The sequence below is a fragment of the Stappia sp. genome, assembly GCF_965276915.1.
Classification (GTDB): domain Bacteria; phylum Pseudomonadota; class Alphaproteobacteria; order Rhizobiales; family Stappiaceae; genus Stappia.
In genome coordinates, this window is the sequence record NZ_OZ255709.1 from 2,553,575 (window position 1) to 2,569,851 (window position 16,277).

The 16,277-nt window shown below is 66.5% G+C and carries 17 protein-coding genes; 7 read left to right on the plus strand and 10 right to left on the minus strand.

What is annotated here, in order from left to right:
• Nucleotides 1-12: 12 nt before the first annotated feature.
• The 5 genes from ACQY46_RS11925 to ACQY46_RS11945 form a co-directional block, all read right to left on the minus strand.
• Nucleotides 13-606 carry a YceI family protein gene (locus ACQY46_RS11925; protein ID WP_428696257.1) on the minus strand — a complete coding sequence of 198 codons (594 nt, stop codon included), beginning with the start codon at nucleotides 604-606 and terminating at the stop codon, nucleotides 13-15.
• A gap of 84 nt (nucleotides 607-690) precedes the next feature.
• The gene (locus ACQY46_RS11930) at nucleotides 691-1,599 is read right to left on the minus strand and encodes an ROK family protein (RefSeq protein WP_428700478.1); all 909 of its coding nucleotides are present in this window, start codon (nucleotides 1,597-1,599) and stop codon (nucleotides 691-693) included.
• Between the two features lie 25 nt (nucleotides 1,600-1,624).
• On the minus strand, nucleotides 1,625-3,277 hold the full coding sequence (locus ACQY46_RS11935) for an ABC transporter ATP-binding protein (protein WP_428696258.1): 1,653 nt from the start codon (nucleotides 3,275-3,277) through the stop codon (nucleotides 1,625-1,627).
• Nucleotides 3,274-4,134, minus strand: a complete 861-nt coding sequence (locus ACQY46_RS11940; protein ID WP_428696259.1) for an ABC transporter permease — start codon at nucleotides 4,132-4,134, stop codon at nucleotides 3,274-3,276. Before ACQY46_RS11940 ends, ACQY46_RS11935 begins: the two co-directional genes overlap by 4 nt.
• Before the next feature lie 4 nt (nucleotides 4,135-4,138).
• Nucleotides 4,139-5,083: an ABC transporter permease gene (locus ACQY46_RS11945; RefSeq protein WP_428696260.1), complete on the minus strand. Its 945-nt coding sequence runs from the start codon at nucleotides 5,081-5,083 to the stop codon at nucleotides 4,139-4,141.
• 204 nt (nucleotides 5,084-5,287) lie between these two features.
• Between ACQY46_RS11945 and ACQY46_RS11950 the strand changes: the two genes are divergently transcribed.
• On the plus strand, nucleotides 5,288-5,749 hold the full coding sequence (locus ACQY46_RS11950; RefSeq protein WP_428696261.1) for a helix-turn-helix domain-containing protein: 462 nt from the start codon (nucleotides 5,288-5,290) through the stop codon (nucleotides 5,747-5,749).
• Between the two features lie 300 nt (nucleotides 5,750-6,049).
• Nucleotides 6,050-6,364, plus strand: a complete 315-nt coding sequence (locus tag ACQY46_RS11955; protein ID WP_428696262.1) for an EthD family reductase — start codon at nucleotides 6,050-6,052, stop codon at nucleotides 6,362-6,364.
• Nucleotides 6,365-6,488: 124 nt separating this feature from the next.
• Here ACQY46_RS11955 and ACQY46_RS11960 read toward each other — a convergent pair whose 3' ends face one another.
• Together ACQY46_RS11960 and ACQY46_RS11965 are read right to left on the minus strand one after the other, a co-directional pair.
• Complete coding sequence (locus tag ACQY46_RS11960; protein WP_428696263.1) at nucleotides 6,489-6,896, minus strand: VOC family protein; 408 nt, start codon at nucleotides 6,894-6,896, stop codon at nucleotides 6,489-6,491.
• A gap of 3 nt (nucleotides 6,897-6,899) precedes the next feature.
• Complete coding sequence (locus ACQY46_RS11965) at nucleotides 6,900-7,199, minus strand: ArsR/SmtB family transcription factor (protein ID WP_428696264.1); 300 nt, start codon at nucleotides 7,197-7,199, stop codon at nucleotides 6,900-6,902.
• A gap of 261 nt (nucleotides 7,200-7,460) precedes the next feature.
• Between ACQY46_RS11965 and ACQY46_RS11970 the strand changes: the two genes are divergently transcribed.
• The 4 genes from ACQY46_RS11970 (at nucleotide 7,461) to ACQY46_RS11985 (ending at nucleotide 11,193) form a co-directional block, all read left to right on the plus strand.
• On the plus strand, nucleotides 7,461-8,414 hold the full coding sequence (locus ACQY46_RS11970) for a TAXI family TRAP transporter solute-binding subunit (protein ID WP_428696265.1): 954 nt from the start codon (nucleotides 7,461-7,463) through the stop codon (nucleotides 8,412-8,414).
• 176 nt (nucleotides 8,415-8,590) lie between these two features.
• The gene (locus ACQY46_RS11975; protein WP_428696266.1) at nucleotides 8,591-10,348 is read left to right on the plus strand and encodes a TRAP transporter permease; all 1,758 of its coding nucleotides are present in this window, start codon (nucleotides 8,591-8,593) and stop codon (nucleotides 10,346-10,348) included.
• Nucleotides 10,349-10,679: 331 nt separating this feature from the next.
• A complete protein-coding gene (locus tag ACQY46_RS11980; RefSeq protein WP_428696267.1) occupies nucleotides 10,680-10,955 on the plus strand; it encodes a BrnT family toxin in 276 nt (91 codons plus the stop codon).
• Complete coding sequence (locus ACQY46_RS11985; RefSeq protein WP_428696268.1) at nucleotides 10,918-11,193, plus strand: BrnA antitoxin family protein; 276 nt, start codon at nucleotides 10,918-10,920, stop codon at nucleotides 11,191-11,193. The genes ACQY46_RS11980 and ACQY46_RS11985 overlap by 38 nt, the downstream gene beginning before the upstream one ends.
• 87 nt (nucleotides 11,194-11,280) lie before the next feature.
• On the opposite strand, the gene ACQY46_RS11990 is transcribed toward ACQY46_RS11985, so the two are convergent.
• Together ACQY46_RS11990 and ACQY46_RS11995 are read right to left on the minus strand one after the other, a co-directional pair.
• On the minus strand, nucleotides 11,281-12,792 hold the full coding sequence (locus ACQY46_RS11990; protein WP_428696269.1) for an ABC transporter substrate-binding protein: 1,512 nt from the start codon (nucleotides 12,790-12,792) through the stop codon (nucleotides 11,281-11,283).
• A gap of 37 nt (nucleotides 12,793-12,829) precedes the next feature.
• Entirely contained in the window at nucleotides 12,830-14,101 is a 1,272-nt protein-coding gene (locus ACQY46_RS11995; protein ID WP_428696270.1) for an acetylornithine deacetylase/succinyl-diaminopimelate desuccinylase family protein, read from the minus strand.
• Between the two features lie 267 nt (nucleotides 14,102-14,368).
• Here ACQY46_RS11995 and ACQY46_RS12000 point away from each other — a divergent pair, with 267 nt between their 5' ends.
• Nucleotides 14,369-15,175, plus strand: a complete 807-nt coding sequence (locus ACQY46_RS12000; RefSeq protein ID WP_428696271.1) for a DUF6030 family protein — start codon at nucleotides 14,369-14,371, stop codon at nucleotides 15,173-15,175.
• 100 nt (nucleotides 15,176-15,275) lie between these two features.
• Here the strand turns inward: ACQY46_RS12000 and ACQY46_RS12005 are convergent, their stop codons facing one another.
• Nucleotides 15,276-16,202 (minus strand): pirin family protein, encoded by a 927-nt coding sequence (locus ACQY46_RS12005; protein ID WP_428696272.1) that lies wholly within the window; start codon nucleotides 16,200-16,202, stop codon nucleotides 15,276-15,278.
• Between the last annotated feature and the right edge of the window lie 75 nt (nucleotides 16,203-16,277).

Genomic DNA, 16,277 nt, shown 5'->3' on the forward strand with positions numbered 1-16,277 from the left:
TACTGCCGCCCGCTACTGCCGGATCGCCTCCAGGTCGATGCGGATCTCCACCTCGTCGCCGACGAGCCCGCCCTCGAGCGCGTAGGTCGAGCCGAATTCGGAGCGTTTCAGCGTCGTTCTGGCGCTGACGCCAACCACATGGGTGCCGCCGAACGGGTAGGGGCCGATCTTGTTGAGCGTGACGTCGAGCGTCACCGGCCGCATCACGCCGCGCAGGGTCAGATCGCCGGTCACCGTGCCGGTCGTCTCCGTTTCCGGCCGTGCCTCCGTCATTTCGAACGTGATCAGCGGGTGCGCGTCGGCGGCGAGGAAATCATTCGAGCGCAGATGCCCGTCGCGCCGCTCGTCGTTGGAAAAGACGCTTGCCGCCTCGATCTCGACGCTGAGGTTGGACAGAGCCCGTGTTTCCTCGTCGAAGGTGAAGCCGCCCTTGCCCTTCAGGAACAGGCCCCAGGTCGGTGCGTAGCCGATATGCATGGCATTGAAGACGATGGAGAAATGCGCCGGGTCGATGACATACTGGCGCGGTTCGGCGCGCAGGGACACGTTCGCTGCGAGCATCGCGACGAGGCCAAGGGCAATGGCGGCGGCAGAGGGCAGGCGCATGTCGGTCGTCCTCTCAAACAGGTCCGAACCTGCATATAGGCGGATGTCCGGCCGCAGCGAGGGCGCACGCCCGGCGTTCGCGGGTTACGCCGGGGCCGTGTCGTTCCAAAGCCAGGCGGCGCCGCGCACGCCGGAACTGTCGCCGTGCTTCGCCTTGCGCACCGGCACGTCGTACTGGTCTGAAAAGACATGCTTGCGCATCTCGTCGGGGAGCCGCCCGTAGAGTTCGTCGATGTTCGACATGCCCCCGCCAAGAACGAAGACGTCCGGATCGAGGATATTGGCGACCATCGCCATCGCCCGCCCGAGCCGCGAGACATAGCGCTCGAACGCGGCCTCCGCGTCCCTGTCGCCCGCCCGGGCCCGCGCCATGATCTCGGGGCCTGTCAGCGAAAGCCCTGTCGCCTGGCCGTAGTCCCACTGGAAGCCGGTGCCCGAGCACAGCCGGTCGATGGTGCCGCGCTTGCCGGTCCAGCATTCGGGGCCGGGAAACTCCTCCGCGCTCATCCACGGCACCGGGATATTGCCCCACTCGCCGCCGATGCCGTTGGCGCCGCGATGGGCCCGTCCGTTGATGGCGATGCCCGAGCCGCAGCCCGTTCCGACGATGATCGCGTGAACCATGGCGGCGCCGGCGCCCGCGCCGTCGGTCGCCTCCGAGACGGCGAGGCAGTTGGCATCGTTCTGGATGCGCACGGCACGCGAAAGAGCTGTCTCCAGGTCGCGGTCGAGCGGGCGGCCGTTCATCCAGGTGGAATTGGCGTTCTTGACGAGGCCGGTCGCCGGCGACAGCGAGCCGGGAATGCCGAGGCCGACCGTGCCGCGCGCGCCCGTTGCCTCTTCCGCCGCGGCGACAAGGTCCGCGACGGCCCGGATACAGCCGTCATAGTCGCCGCGCGGCGTCGCCACGCGCTTGCGGAAGCGTTCGTCGCCGCCGGGCTCAAGCGCGATGATCTCCATTTTCGTGCCGCCCCAGTCGATGCCGAGGCGCAAGGGGCTTTCCGCGCTCATTGCCGTCTCATGGTCCTGTCGTTCGGTTCTCGATGGCCGCCCGGATGGCGAGCGCATCGGAAAGCCGGGGTGCCGCTGCAACCAGCATCCGCGTGTACGGATGGCGGGGGTGGTCGAAGACGCGCGCCGTCTTGCCGCGTTCGACGATCTTGCCGCCGTTCATCACCATCACATCGTCGGTGATCGCCCGCACGACGCTCAGATCATGCGAGATGAACAGGTAGGCGAGCCCGTGCCGCGCCCTGAGATCGGCGAAGAGATCGAGGATCTGCGCCCGGATCGAGACGTCGAGCGCGGAGACCGGCTCGTCCGCGACGATCAGCTTCGGCCGCGTCACCAGCGCCCTTGCAATAGCGACGCGCTGCCGCTGCCCGCCGGAAAACTCGTGCGGGTATTTCGCCATGTCCGCCTCCGAAAGACCCACCTCGACCAGTGCCCCCGCGACCCGCTCGCGCGCTTCTTTCGCGGTGATCTCGCCGCGCAGCAGATGCAGCGGCTCGGCCACCACCCGGCCGATCCGGTGGCGCGGGTTGAAGCTGCCATAGGGGTCCTGGAACACCACCTGCACCGCCCGGTGCACGGCCTCGCGCGTTGCGCCGCGTGCCGCGTTCGGGTCCTGTCCCAGCACCTCGATCGCCCCGCCATTCGGCGTCTCGAGGCCGAGCAGGGCGCGCGCCAGCGTCGACTTTCCGCATCCCGATTCCCCGACAAGGCCGACACTCTGCCCCGCGCGGATCTCGAAGCTCACCTTGTCGACGGCGATGAACGGCTCGGCGGCGCGAAAGAGGCTCCGCCGTGGCTGCGGATAGCTGCGCACCAGCTCGCGCACGCTCAGGATCGGCCGGGTGCCGTGGCTTGCCGGGGTGCGCGGCGGTCCCTTCGGGCGTTTCGGCACGTGGTTCGACGCGGCCATCAGCGCCTTCGAATAGGGATGGGTGAGATTGGCGAAGAGCGCGGCGGTCCGGCCGCTCTCGACGATCTCGCCATCCTTCATGATCGCCACGCGGTCGGCCATTTCTGCAACCACCGCCAGATCGTGACTGATCAACAGGCAGCCCATCTTCTCGGTGTCCGCGATCTCGCGGATCAGCGACAGGATCTGTGCCTGGATGGTCACGTCGAGCGCCGTCGTCGGTTCGTCGGCGATCAGAAGGTCCGGCTGGCAGGCGATCGCCATGGCGATGACGACGCGTTGCCGCTGTCCGCCGGACAGTTGGTGCGGGAACCGGTCGGGGCCGACTTTCGCCCGCGTCAGCCCGACCCGGTCGAGCAGGTGCATGACGCGTTCCATGGCGCCGGCCCGTGACAGTCGCAGATGCAGAACCAGCCCCTCGGCGATCTGCTCGCCGATGGTCTTGACCGGATTGAGCGCGGTCATCGGCTCCTGGAAGACCATGCCGATGCGCCGTCCGCGCAAACGGCACATGGCCGTTTCCGAGAGGCTCAGCACGTCCGCCCCGTCGAGCAGGATGCGGCCGCGCGCCTCCGCCCCGTGCGGCAGCAGCTGCATCGCGGCGAGCGCCGTCATCGATTTGCCGGAACCGGATTCCCCGACAAGGCCGAAGGTCTCGCCGCGCGCGATCTCCAGGGACACGCCCTTGAGGATCGGCGTGCCGTGGATCGCCACATCGAGCCCCTTGATGGCGAAGAGGTCGCTCATGCGACGCGCCTTTTCAGTCTCGGGTCGAGCAGGTCGCGCAAGCCGTCGCCCGTCAGGTTGAGGCCGAGCACCGTGACGACGATGGCAAGCCCGGGATAGAGCGCCAGCGAGGGGGCGAGCGCCATCATCGTCTGCGCCTCGTTGAGCATCCGCCCCCAGGAGGCGAGCGGCGGCTGCGCCCCGAGCCCGACATAGGAAAGGCCGGCTTCCGCCAGGATGCCGAGCGAGAACTGGATCGTGCCCTGGACGATCAAAAGGTTGGCGATGTTGGGCAGGACGTGTTCGGCGATGATGCGGATCTCGCCCTTGCCGGCGACCCGGGCGGCGAGCACGAATTCCCGCGATTTCAGCGACAGCGCCCCGCCGCGCGCCACCCGCGCGAAGACGGGTATGTTGAAGATGCCGATGGCCAGGATCGCGTTGACCGCCCCGGGCCCGAGGATCGCGGTGATCATCACCGCCGAGAGAAGCGCGGGGAAGGCGAAGACGAGGTCGTTCGCCCGCATCAGCCCCTCGTCGAGCCAGCCGCCGCGCGCCGCAGCCACCAGCCCGAGCGGCACGCCGACGACGATCCCGATGCCCACCGCGACAAGCGCCACGGCGATCGAGGTGCGCGCGCCGATCATCAGCATCGACAGCATGTCGCGGCCGAACTGGTCGGTGCCGAAGGGATGGGCGAGCGAGGATCCCTTGAGCCGGTCCGGCACGCTGAGGACGTCGATCGGATAGGGCGTCCACACCAGCGAGACGAGTGCTGCGGCAAGCACCGTCGCGACGATGGCGCTGCCGAGCGCCAGCGCCTTGTGCGTTCTCAAAAAGCTGATCGCGCCCGCGCGCGTGGTGGTTCGCCCCGCCATCGCCTCAGCGCCTCCGCAGCCTTGGATCGACCAGCGCATAGGCGAGGTCGACGAGGAAGGTGACGAGAATGACGCTGGCGACCAGCAGCACGACGACGCTCTTCACCACGATCAGGTCGCGCTGGGTGATCGCCTGGAAGATCAGCCGCCCGAGGCCGGGCAGGTAGAAGACATTCTCGATGATGATCGTGCCGGCGATCAGGAAGGAGAATTGCAGGCCGAGGATGGTCAGCACCGGGATCAGCGCGTTGCGCACCGCGTGCCGCCACAAGACGGACGTGCGCGTCAGCCCCTTGGCGCGGGCGGTGCGCACATAGTCCTCGTGCAGCGCGTCAATAAGCGAAGACCGCATCACCCGGGCGAGGATCGCCGCCTGCGGCAGGGCGAGCGCCACCGCCGGCAGCATCAACGCCTTCAGCGCCGGCCAGATACCCGCTTCCCAGCCGGGAAAGCCGCCGGAAGGCACGAGGCGCAGCGTCACCGCGAAGACGAAGACGAGCAGCATGGCGAACCAGAAATTCGGAATGGCGATGCCCACCTGCGTCAGCGCCATGATGCCGCTGTCCTGCCAGTGGCCGCGTTTCGAGGCGGCATAGACGCCAACGGGAATGGCGATGATCGTGGAGAGCGCCAGCGCCAGCAGGGCCAGCGGCAGCGACACGGTGATGCGCGCCGCGACAAGATCGGCAACGGGCACCGAATAGGTGTAGCTGGTGCCGAGATCCCCGCTGGCGAAGCCCGTGATCCAGTCGAGGTACCGCTGCCAGGCGGGCCGGTCGAGACCCATCTGGGCGCGCAGCGCGGCGAGCGTGTCCTCCTGCGCGTTGATGCCCAGCATCACCTCAGCCGGGTCGCCCGGAATGACCTCCAGCACCACGAACACCAGCGCTGTCGCCACGAGCAGCGTCGCGGCAAGGCTGGCGAAACGTTTGGCGGCATAGACGAGCATCGGGCGGCGCGGCTCCGGGCGGGATTCTCTCGATCACCCAACGCTATCGGGGAAGAGCGAAGCGGGGAAGGGGGAGGGGGCTTGATCTCGTGGCGAAAGCGGATGGCGCCGGAGAATGAGAGATCTTTCGATTGTTTCGTTTGTTGCGTTTATTTCGATTTTTAGTCCATCCTTATGACCAACGCCAATCGATGGAGAAATGTCATGTCGATCGCAGCGCAGGAAGCGTTTGGCGACCGGTTGCCGGACGCGGTGGAGATCAGGGGGGCGGAACAGCTCCGCAGAATTATTGCCTCGCAAATGAGAGAGGGCGAACCGATGACCCTTTCGCTTGCCCTGGACGGCAAGCTGCAGAACGTCACATTGGCGCCGGCGCTGGCTGCCTCGCTGATGGAAATGCTGCGTCTGATCTCCAGCGGTCGGGGGTTCAGGATGATCCCTGTCGAGGCGGAGCTGACGACCCAGCAGGCCGCCGACCTGCTCAATGTCTCGCGGCCCTATCTCATTGGCTTGCTTGAGGACGGGAAGATTCCCTTTGTTCGGACCGGGCGCCACCGGCGGATTCGGGCAGAGCATCTCTTCGCCCACAAGGAGAAACGGGATGCGGCGCGTTCGCGCGCGCTGGAGGACCTCGCTGCGTCGGATGCCCTGGACGGGCTTGTCTGAAAATGCTCGCGGACCGCTTTACCGCGTTCCTGGACGCCTGCGTGCTCGGGAGCGGTTTGCGGCGCAATATCCTGCTGAGTCTCGCTGAGGCCGGCCTTTTTCGGCCTCGATGGAGTTCGCGCGTTCTGGACGAGACGGAAAGAGCCGTTGCGGCCGCAAACGCCGCCCGCCATTCAGCGCCTTCCTCGAATGCTACCGCGTCGAACTCGCTTCAACCAAACCTGGTTGCGGCTTTACGAGGCGGTGAGCTAGAAAGGCGCCCTCGGATGCCCGGAGAGGCGTTCAGGCAGGAGCCCGACCATGATCAAGATGAGCGTCTATTATCCGGCCGATGGCGGCTCGAAGTTCGATCACGATTACTACCGCACCCGCCACATGCCACTGCTTCAGGAACGGCTCGGCGATGCCTGCCTGCGCTACGAGATCGATAAGGGCCTTGCAGGCCGCGAACCTGGAAGCGCGCCGGAATTCGTCGCGGCGTGCCACGTCTACTCGCCGACCTTGGCGATATTCCAGGACGCGTTAGGTCCCCACCGCGCGGAGATCGCCGCGGACGTCGCCAACTATACGGACATCGCTCCCATCGTGCAGATCAGCGAAATCGTTGGAGGGTAGGAGCTTCGGCGCGTCAGACGGAGCTGTTGAATTTCCGGGAGAGGCTCGGTGCTGGCGCACCCGGTCCATGGTGACGTAGCTGGCCCCCGCCGGCTCGCCGTCCCCTTTTCGCTTCCGTCGCGGCTCACGCCGCTTTCGGGAATTCCACGAGCTGGATCAGGTTGCCGCAGGTGTCGTCGAAAACCGCCATGCGGACCGGGCCGGCATCCATCGGCGCCAGGGTGAACGCAACTCCCAGCCCCTGCAGGCGCCTGAACTCCGCGTCGAGGTCGTCGACCCTGAACGAGGTGGCCGGAATGCCGTCTGCGGCAAGCGCCTCCCGGTAGGGGCCGACGGCGGGGTGTCCGGCCGGCTCCAGCAGCAGCTCGATCCCGTCCGGATCCTCGGCCGGATCATCCGCCGGGACCACGGTCAGCCAGCGCGCGTCGCCGGCCGGCACATCGGTCTTCAGGCGGAACCCCAGCGTTCCGGTGTAGAAATCGAGCGCTTTCGCCTGGTCGTCGACGAAAACGCTGGTCACGTAAAGCCTCACGGTTCAGTCCTCCTGGATGAAGCGTCCGAGCCAGTTGCCGGCCGCAAGGCGCAGCGGCGACAGGTCGGCGGTATGGATCTTGGTGCGCCCCTTGCGGGCCGTGCGCACCAGGCCGGCGCGCTCGAGAATGTCGAGATGCTGCGAGATCGTCTGCCGCGACAGGCCGCTGCCATCTGCCGCAAGCGTCGCGGCGCAGACTTCGAACAATGTCTGGCCGGGATGCGTGTCGAGGCGTTCGATGATGCGCCGGCGTGTCGGGTCGGCGAGGGCCTTGAAGACGAGATCAAGCTCGGCGTCGGTCATGAGGAGAAAATGCAGTAAAACGACTGCATGTCAAGCGAGGTGCCCGGCCGCGAACATCGCAGGGCCCGACCGGGGGCGAGGGATCCGGCATGATCGTCTGGCCGCCCCTTCATTCCCACCCTCGTCACTTTCCGCGATTTCAGGGGTGCATGGCGCGCGCGCGCGGACTAATCTCTGCCTCCCGATCCGTTTGCCGGCCCGGCCTCCTCTCGCGGGCGGCCCGCCCGAGAACAACGCAACGACGTTCCCCTGGGAGGACACATGACGATCTGGAGCAAACTCGCCATCGCCGGGCTCGCAGCCCTCGTGCCGCTCGCCGCATCCGCCGAAACCCGCGTGACCTACAAGTCCGCCTCGGCCGGCTCTTCCTACTACCAGATGGGCGTGCAGATCGCCGAAGCCATCAAGGCCGGCACGGATGGCGGCATCATCGTCACCCTGGAGGAGAGCCAGGGCTCGGTGCAGAACGTGATGGAGGCGGCGGTCCGCCCGGGCAGTTACGTCTTCACCACGCCGCCGGCGCTGGTCGGCCTGGCGCAGGCCGGCAAGGCCATGTTCGAAGGCAAGGGCAATCCGAAGTTCGACGAGATCCGTGCGCTCTTCCCGATCCCCTCGCTGACCATGCATTTCGTCATGTCGGCGGACAGCGGCGTCACCGATTTCGCCGGCATGGAAGGCAAGACGATCCTGATCGGCAAGGGCTCCTTCGGCGCCACCGAAGGCGCCAAGTATCTCGATCTCTTCGGCCTCAAAGACAAGGTGACCCTCGCCGACGTGGAGCTTTCCAATGCGGGCGCGGCACTGAAGAACGGCCAGATCGACGGCTTCGTCACCGCCGGTTCGTATCCGGCGCCGAATGTCATCGAGGCGGCCGCCGGCACGGGCGTGACCCTGCTCCCGCTCTCCGACGAGCAGATCGCCGCGACCAAGCGCACTAAGCTCGTCATTCCGGCTGGCACCTATGCGGGCCAGGACAGCGATGTCGCGACCACCTCGCTTGACGTTGTCGCCTACACGACGACGCAGATGGACGACGACACCGCCTATGCGATGACGAAGACCTTCTGGGAGCAGAAGGACAAGATGGGCGCCGACGCGCCCTGGTGGAACGGCGTTTCCACCGACATGCTCGCCAGCATCAAGGGCAAGATCCATCCGGGCGCGCAGCGCTACTACGCGGAAAAGGGCATTGCCCTGAGCGACGCGCAGAAGTAACGGGCGCGCAGAAGTGACGGACGCACAGGCGTAACGGGCGCGCGGATTGCCGGCGACGGTCGCTGACCGGAACCGGCTCCGCCCCTGAGAACATGCCCGGCCCGGATGAACGCATCCGGGCCGCGGCATTTCGATTTCCCCCGCAGGTTTCGACGGTTTCCAGAAGGCACTACCTGATGTCCCTCACTGCCCGGCTGGTCTGGGCGGCGCTCGGCGCCGTCTCCATCGCCTTCCATCTCTGGCTGGTCTTTTCCGGTCTGGTGCCCAATCTCGTCAGCCGGCCGCTGCACATGGCGCTGGCGCTGCCCTTCGTGCTGATACTGGCCGCGAAGACACCCTTCCAGCGCTGGAGCGGGCCGCCGCTTGCAGCCTTTGGCGTCGCCGCCTGCGTCTGGGTCGCCTGGAACCACGACATGCTGGGCGACCAGTACGGCTACCTTGCCGACGATTTCCAGATGGCAGTGGCCTTGCTGCTGCTCTTCGTGACGCTGGAAATGGCGCGCCGCGCCATCGGCTGGCCGCTGCCGCTGGTTGCCGGGCTGGCGCTTGCCTATGCCGTGTGGGGCGAGGCGATTCCCGGCGAATTCGGCCATCCCGGCCTGCCGATGGCGAGCCTGTTCGGCACGCTGGCCATTGCCGAAGGGGGCCTTTGGGGCAAGCTCACCGGGGTCTCGGTCTCGGTCGTGGCGATCTTCGTCATCTTCGGCGCGGTGCTGAATGCGGGCGAGGCGGGGCAGGGCTTCATGAATGTCGCGGCCGCCGCCGCCGGTCGGCTGCGCGGCGGTGCTGCCAAGGTCTCGGTGCTGTCCTCCGCGCTCTTCGGCTCGATCTCCGGCTCGGCGTCGGCCAATGTCGCCTCGACCGGGGCGATCACCCTGCCGGCGATGACCCGTCTCGGCTATCCGCGCGCGCTTGCCGGCGCGGTCGAGGCGGTCGCCTCCTCGGGCGGGCAGATCATGCCGCCCCTGATGGGGGCGGGGGCCTTCGTCATGGTCGAACTCACCGGCACGCCCTATTCCGACATCATGATGGCGGCGATCCTGCCGGCCTTCCTCTATTTTCTCGCCGTCTGGGTCGGCATCGACGCCTTCTCGCTCCGCCATGTGCTGAGGGGGCTTGCGCCGGAGGACCGTCCGGCCGCCCGCATCGTCATCATCACCTCCGGCTTCTTCCTGGTGCCGTTCGGCATCCTCCTGTGGGGCATGTTCGGGCTTGGCGTGACGCCGCAATACGCGGCTTCGCTTGCGATCCTGGCCGGCGCGGTGCTGCTGGCGCTCGATGCCCGGCTGACGCTCGACTGGCGGCGCACGGCCCTGCGCCTCGAGGAGGCCTGCACCGGCGCCGGCCGCCAGATCGCCACCATCGCGGCGATCATCCTGTGCGCCTCCATCGTCATCGGCGTGCTCGGCATGACCGGCCTCGGCGTCAAGATCACCTCGTTGATCCTCTCCGGCTCGGGCGGCTATCTCTGGCCGGCTTTGCTGCTGACCGCGCTTGCCTGCCTGATCCTCGGCATGGAGGTGCCAACGACGGCGGCCTATGTCATCTGCATCTCCGTCGCCGGTCCCGCGCTCACCGCGCTCGGCCTGCCGGTCCTGCAGGCGCATCTCTTCGTCTTCTGGTACGCGCTGCTGTCGACCATCACGCCGCCGGTCTGCGGCGCGGTCTTTATCGCCGCCGGCATGGTCGGCGAGAACTGGCTCAAGGTCGCCTTCTCCGCCATGGCGCTGGGCCTCGGGCTTTACCTCGTGCCGCTCGGCATGATCGCCAATCCGGACGTGATCGCGCTCGCCTCCGAGCCGGGCATGGCGCTCGTCGCCGGCGCCAAGATCGCCGCCGCGCTCTCGGCAATCTCCTTCGGCGTCATCGCGCCGCTCAACCCGGTCCTGCGCGCCGGCCTCGTCGCCGGCGGCGGCGTGCTGCTCTTCGTCTGAGGGGGAGGCCTGTTCAGTTCTCCGCCGTCACTGCTGATCCTGCCGACCGCTCGGGCAGGCGCAAGGCGTATCCTCCTCCACCGCTGTCATCCCCGACTTGACCGGGGATCCATTGGCACCCTCGGCCGGACGTGATGGTTCCGGCTGCTTTTGGTTTGCACAGACTGTGAGGGCGACTGCAATCCGGTGTCACCAGTGTCGGCAGCCGTTCGTGGAAAACCACACTTGAATTTGTGTACACAAGTGTGTATATAATTTGGACATTGACTTATCCCGACCACCTTTTGACAAGATGGATTTTTGACAAAATGACTTTCAGAAAGGACATGAATTGCAGTTCGAATGGGATGAAGACAAGCGGCAGCAGATTTTGAAAGATCGCGGTGTTGATATTCTCGATGCCGCTTTGATGTTTGAGAATGCAGTTATTACAAAAATAGACGACCGTCAGGACTATGGCGAGGAACGGTTCATTTCTTTGGGTATGGCCGATGGCGAATGTTATGTCGTCGTTCACACCGAGAGGAACGGAAATATTCGCCTCATAACTGCCTGGAAAGGAGGTCGGAATGACCGAAAAGAGTATAAAAACCGCTTCGCTGGCTGAGTTGAAGGCGATGAAGGAACGGGGGGAGGTTTCTTCCCCTTCCCGGAACGCCACGCAGATCGATCTGCCGGAGGGCTTCTGGGATACCGCGAAGGTCGTGGAGCCCAAGGACAAGAAGTCGGTGCATCTGCGGCTTGATGCCGATGTGTTCGATTTTTTCAACCGTCAGGGCAAGGGACATATCAGCCGCATGCAGGCTGTCTTGCGTTCATACGTGGACGCACAGTCGTCGAAATAGAACGAGGCTCCGTGTGGAGCCTCGTTCCGTTTTTTTGACCTGACGACGCGGAGCGATCACTCCTGGTGAAACCCGGCCGCTCTCGGCCTACTCCCAGGAGACCCCGGTCAGGTCGTTCGCCTGGATCGGCGAATTGACCCACATGCCCTTCAGGCCGGATGCCCACACGCCCGCCTTGGCGAGCTGGAACAGGTACACGTTGACCGCGTCTTCGGTGATGATGCGCTGCGCCTCGCCGAGGAGTTCGTAGCGCGCCTGCTGGTCGGCGGTGGTGTCGAGCCTGGCCATCACTTCGTCGAAGGCGGCGCTGTCATACTGGAAATAATAGTCCTTGCGGCCATAGATGTTGATGTCCATCGGCTCTGTGTGGGAGACGATGGTGAAATCGAAATCCTTGCCCTTGAAGACTTCCGAGAGCCACTGCGCCCATTCCAGCGGCACGATTTCCAGCTCCACGCCGATCTTCTTCAGGTCGGAGGCGATCAGCTCGCCGCCGCGCCGCGCGTAGGTCGGCGGCGGCAGCTTGATCGTCGCCTTGAACCCGTCTGGATAGCCGGCCTCGGCCAGCAGCGCCCTGGCCTTGTCGAGGTCGAGCGGATAGGTCCCGGTCAGATCCACATAGGCCGGATGATGCGGGGCGAAATGGGTGCCGATCGGCGTGCCGTTGCCGAACATGGCCCCGTCGATGATCGCCTGCCGGTCGACCGCATGCGAGATCGCCTGGCGGACCCGCACGTCGGCAAGCGGGCCCTTCTTGTTGTTCATCGCGAGGATCGTCTCGCCCTCGGTCGAGCCGACCGCCACGGTGAAGCGCGGATCGGCCGCGATCATCGGCAGGTTCTCGGTCGCCTGGAAGTTCGGGAAGGCGTCGATGTCGCCGGCCATGAGTGCTGCGAGTTCCGCCGCCGGATCGCCGATGATCTTGAAGGTCGCCTTGTCGAGTGTCGCCGGCTCGCCCCAGTATTCGGGGTTCTTGGAAAGCTCGATGCGGTCGCCCTGCACCCACTGGACGAACTTGAACGGGCCGGTGCCGATCGGCTTGGACGTGTTGGAAACCGCCGTTTCCTCCGCCACCATCGCCGCGTCCCCCCAGCCCAGGTTGAACAGGAAAGCGCCGTTCGGCTTGGCAAGCGTGACCTTCAGGAGCGTCGGTTCGACGGCCTCGATCGTGTCGATGCCGGCAAAGAGCTGCTTCTGCGCGTTGGTGCTGAACTCGCCGCGGGCGCGGTCGAGGGCGAATTTCGCATCCGCCGCATCGAACGCCGTGCCGTCATGGAAGGTGACGCCTTCGCGCAAGCGGAACGTGTAGGTGAGCCCGTCTTCCGAGACCTCCCAGCTTTCCGCGAGCCAGGGACCGACCTCGCCGTTGCGGTCGATCCGCGTCAGTCCCTCGAAGATGTTGGCATAGGTGATCTCGTCGATCGCCGCCGCGGCGCCGCCCGTCGGATCGAGATGCGGCGGCTCCAGCCGGACGCCGATATTGACGTCGGTACGCACCAGCTGCGCATGGGCTGTGGCCGTCAGCGCGACCGTGACGGTGGAGAACGCGGCTGCGAGGACGGTTCCCAGCATCACGCGGCGGTTGAAACGGATTTTCATGCCGATTGCCTCCTGTTGGCAGCGTCTGCGCCGCACCCTAACGCGTCCCGTTGAGCAGCGCCATTGTCGCCTGTGCCATCACCTTGGCGCTGTCGACCATGTCGTCGATGCCGACGAATTCGTCCGGCCGGTGCGCCATGTCGAGGATGCCCGGGCCATAGGCGATGCAGTCGTGCAGGTGGCCGATCCGGGCGATGTGCTTCTGGTCGTAGCTGCCCGGCGAGATGACGTAGTCCGGGCTTTTCGACAGCACGTCGCGGATGCCGTCGGCAACGGCGCGCACCACCGGCGCGTCCCGGTCGGTCATCGTCGGGATGACCTCCATCAGGTCGCGGATGCGGTAGTCGAAATTGGGCCGCGTGCTGGCGAGGTGGTCGAGGATCGACATCACCTCCTCCTTCACCTCCGCCAGGTCCTCCTCGATCAGGTAGCGCCGGTCGATGATCATCCGGCAGCTGTCGGGCACGCAAGGGGAGGGCAGCCCGTCGAAGCCTTCCGGCTGGCCTCCATGCACGGAGTTGATGTTCAGCGTCGAGGAGCGCGCGCCTTCCGGCACGACGGGCATGTCCGTGTGCTTGGCGGCAAGCTTGGGGTAGAGCTCGCTCTCGAACCGGTCGAGCACGGCGCCCATGTGGCGCACGGCGCAGTCGCCCAGGAACGGCATCGAGCCATGCGCGATGGAGCCCTTGGTCTCGATCTCCGCCCACCACACGCCGCGATGGCCGAGGCAGATCCGGTCCTTGTTGAGCGGTTCGGGAATGATCACGTGGTCGACGCGCGGCTTGGAGAAGAGGCCAAGGCTTGCCAGATAGGCAACGCCGCCGAAACCGCCGGACTCCTCGTCCACCGTGCCGGAAATCTCGATCGCGCCGGGAAAGTCCGGAAAGGCCTCGAGGAGGGCCTCCACCGCGACGATGGAGGCGGCAAGCCCGCCCTTCATGTCGCAGGCGCCGCGCCCGTAGACCTTGCCGTCCTTCACCTCGCCGCCGAAGGGATCGACCGTCCAGCCGTGTCCGGCCTCGACCACGTCGATATGCGAGTTGAAGTGGACGCAAGGCCCTGGCCGCTTGCCCTCGATGCGGGCCACAACGTTGGTGCGCGGATAGCGGGCGCTGTCGCCGGGCGTGTCCTCGCCGCGCAGGTAGCGCACGTGGAAGCCGCGCCGCGCAAGCCTGTTTCCGATGAGTTCGGCGCAAGGCGTATAGGCCTCGCCCGGCGGATTGACCGTGGGGATGCGGATCAGGTCGCGCGTCAGCTCGACGACATCTGCCCGCTTGTCCTCGACGCGCCGAAAAAGCGCCTCCAGCATGTAGCCTCCCGTGATAGGACTGACCGGATCACCGGCCCTTGGTGGTCATCGTGCCCCAGGGAAGAGCCGGATTCCAGCGTATACACGGTGGCTTATGGCGGTTTTCTCCGCCGCCGCCGGCAGCCGGGGCCCTGGATGGCGAAAGACGCGGCGTCATGGAAGCGGACAAGAACCGGACCCGTTCAAGGGGCTCCGGGGCATGCCGCGGCGTCCGGTCCGGGCGCTGCCGCGCTTGATCTCCTCAACCGCCGCCGCGCGCGCCGCCGGATGTCGATTCTGGCGGGCGTAGGGCTTGCGCTCGCCACCGCCGCGGCACTTGGCTGGATCGTCTCGACCCCGCCCGCGCCGCCTCTCGAAACCGCTCCGCCCCCGGCCGCGCTGCCGGCCGATCCGCTGGCCGGCATTGCCGGCGACACCCTGGACCGGCTTCTGCTGGAGCGTCTCGACCGGCCGGCGGTCTTCAAGCGCGTCTTCGGCGGGCATCCGCGCGATCTGTGCGCGGCGATCGACCGGCTCGGCATTCCGATGGCCGAGTGGAAGCCCGACCCCTTCGTTGCCGGCTTCTGGTACTGCGCCAGCGATCTCGTCACCATCGGGCGTACCGCCGAGGACGGCCGTCGCTCCTCGCTTTTCGTCAACCTGCGCGGCCAGGGCGAGGCGACGCTGAACACCGTCAGGATCAAGCTGAACGGCGACAATCCGGCAAGCGCGCCCGCAGCCCGCGCCGCGCTCCTGCGTGTTCTCGATGCGGTTGGCGAACGCTACGGCTGGCCGTGGCCGGGCGAGGTCCGCACCGCGATCGAGGAGAACAGGCCGGCGGAGGTCGTCCAGTACGGCATGGTCTCGCGGGTCGTGCCGGAAGACCCTGAGCTGACAGGAGACGCGGCGGATGTCGTCCGGCTCAACGTGATCGTCGACTTTCCGGTCGTAGACCTGGTCGCGCCGGCCGAGCTTTTCGCGCCCTTCGCATGGGAGGAGGAGGCGCCGTCCGCGCGCCGCCGCAACCGGCCGGTCGGCGGCGACACGTTGCGCGCCCCGGCCTCCGGCGACATCATCTTCAGCACGCCCGACTGAAGCATTTTCCAGAGAAGCGGCTTCGCTTCGCGTCGCGGAAATGCGAGAAAAAATGTCTGGAGCCGGACTGCGATTGGTTCGGCAAATCCGCTCCGGGACGTCAGCGCTCCGGCAGCGGAATGAAATCTTCCGCGTCGCCCGGCACCGTGTCGAAGCGCATGCGCTTCCAGTCGTCCTTGGCCTGCTCGATCCGCTCCTTCGAGGAGGACACGAAGTTCCACCAGATGTGGCGCGGCCCGTCCATCGGCTCGCCGCCGAGCACGAGAAACCGCGCCGGCGCCTGGCCCACCGCCTTGACGGTGATGTTGTCGCCCGGCTTGAACACCAGCAACTGTCCTTCCTCGAAGCTCTCGCCGGCGATCTCCACGGTGCCGCCGACCGTGTAGATGGCGCGCTCCTCGTGGCTGGCATCTATCGGCATCGCGCGGCCCGGCTCCAGCGACACGTCCGCATAGATCGTCTCGGACGCGGTTTCCACCGGCGAGCGGGCGCCGAACATCTCGCCGGCGATCACCCGCACGTTCACCCCGTGATCCTCCAGGAAGGGAAGCTTCTCGCGGCCGACATGCTCGAAGGACGGCGCGCCTTCTTCCGCGTGTTTGGGCAACGCCACCCAGCTCTGGATGCCGAACAGCTTGCGCTTGTGGCCCTTCACCTCCGGATCCTCGCGCTCGGAATGGACGATGCCTTGCCCGGCGGACATCCAGTTCAGCTCGCCCGGGCGGATCGCCAGGTCCGAGCCGAGGCTGTCGCGGTGGTGGATCTCGCCGTCGAAGAGATAGGTGGCGGTTGCGAGCCCGATATGGGGATGCGGGCGCACGTCGATGCCGCCTTCATGCAGGAACTCCGCCGGCCCCATCTGGTCGAAGAAGATGAAGGGGCCGATCATCTGCCGCTTCGCCGAGGGCAGGGCACGGCGCACCTCGAAGCCGCCGAGGTCGCGTGCGCGCGGCACGATCACCATGTCGATGAGGTCGCAGGCGCCGGCATCGCCGGGGGTGGGGTCGAGATCTGGCATCCAGGTCATGGCGGGTCTCCCTCTCGGCCCTGCGGGCCGTGTTGCGGACGGGGCCGGCAAAGGTCCCGGGCTTGCGTCTCGCGT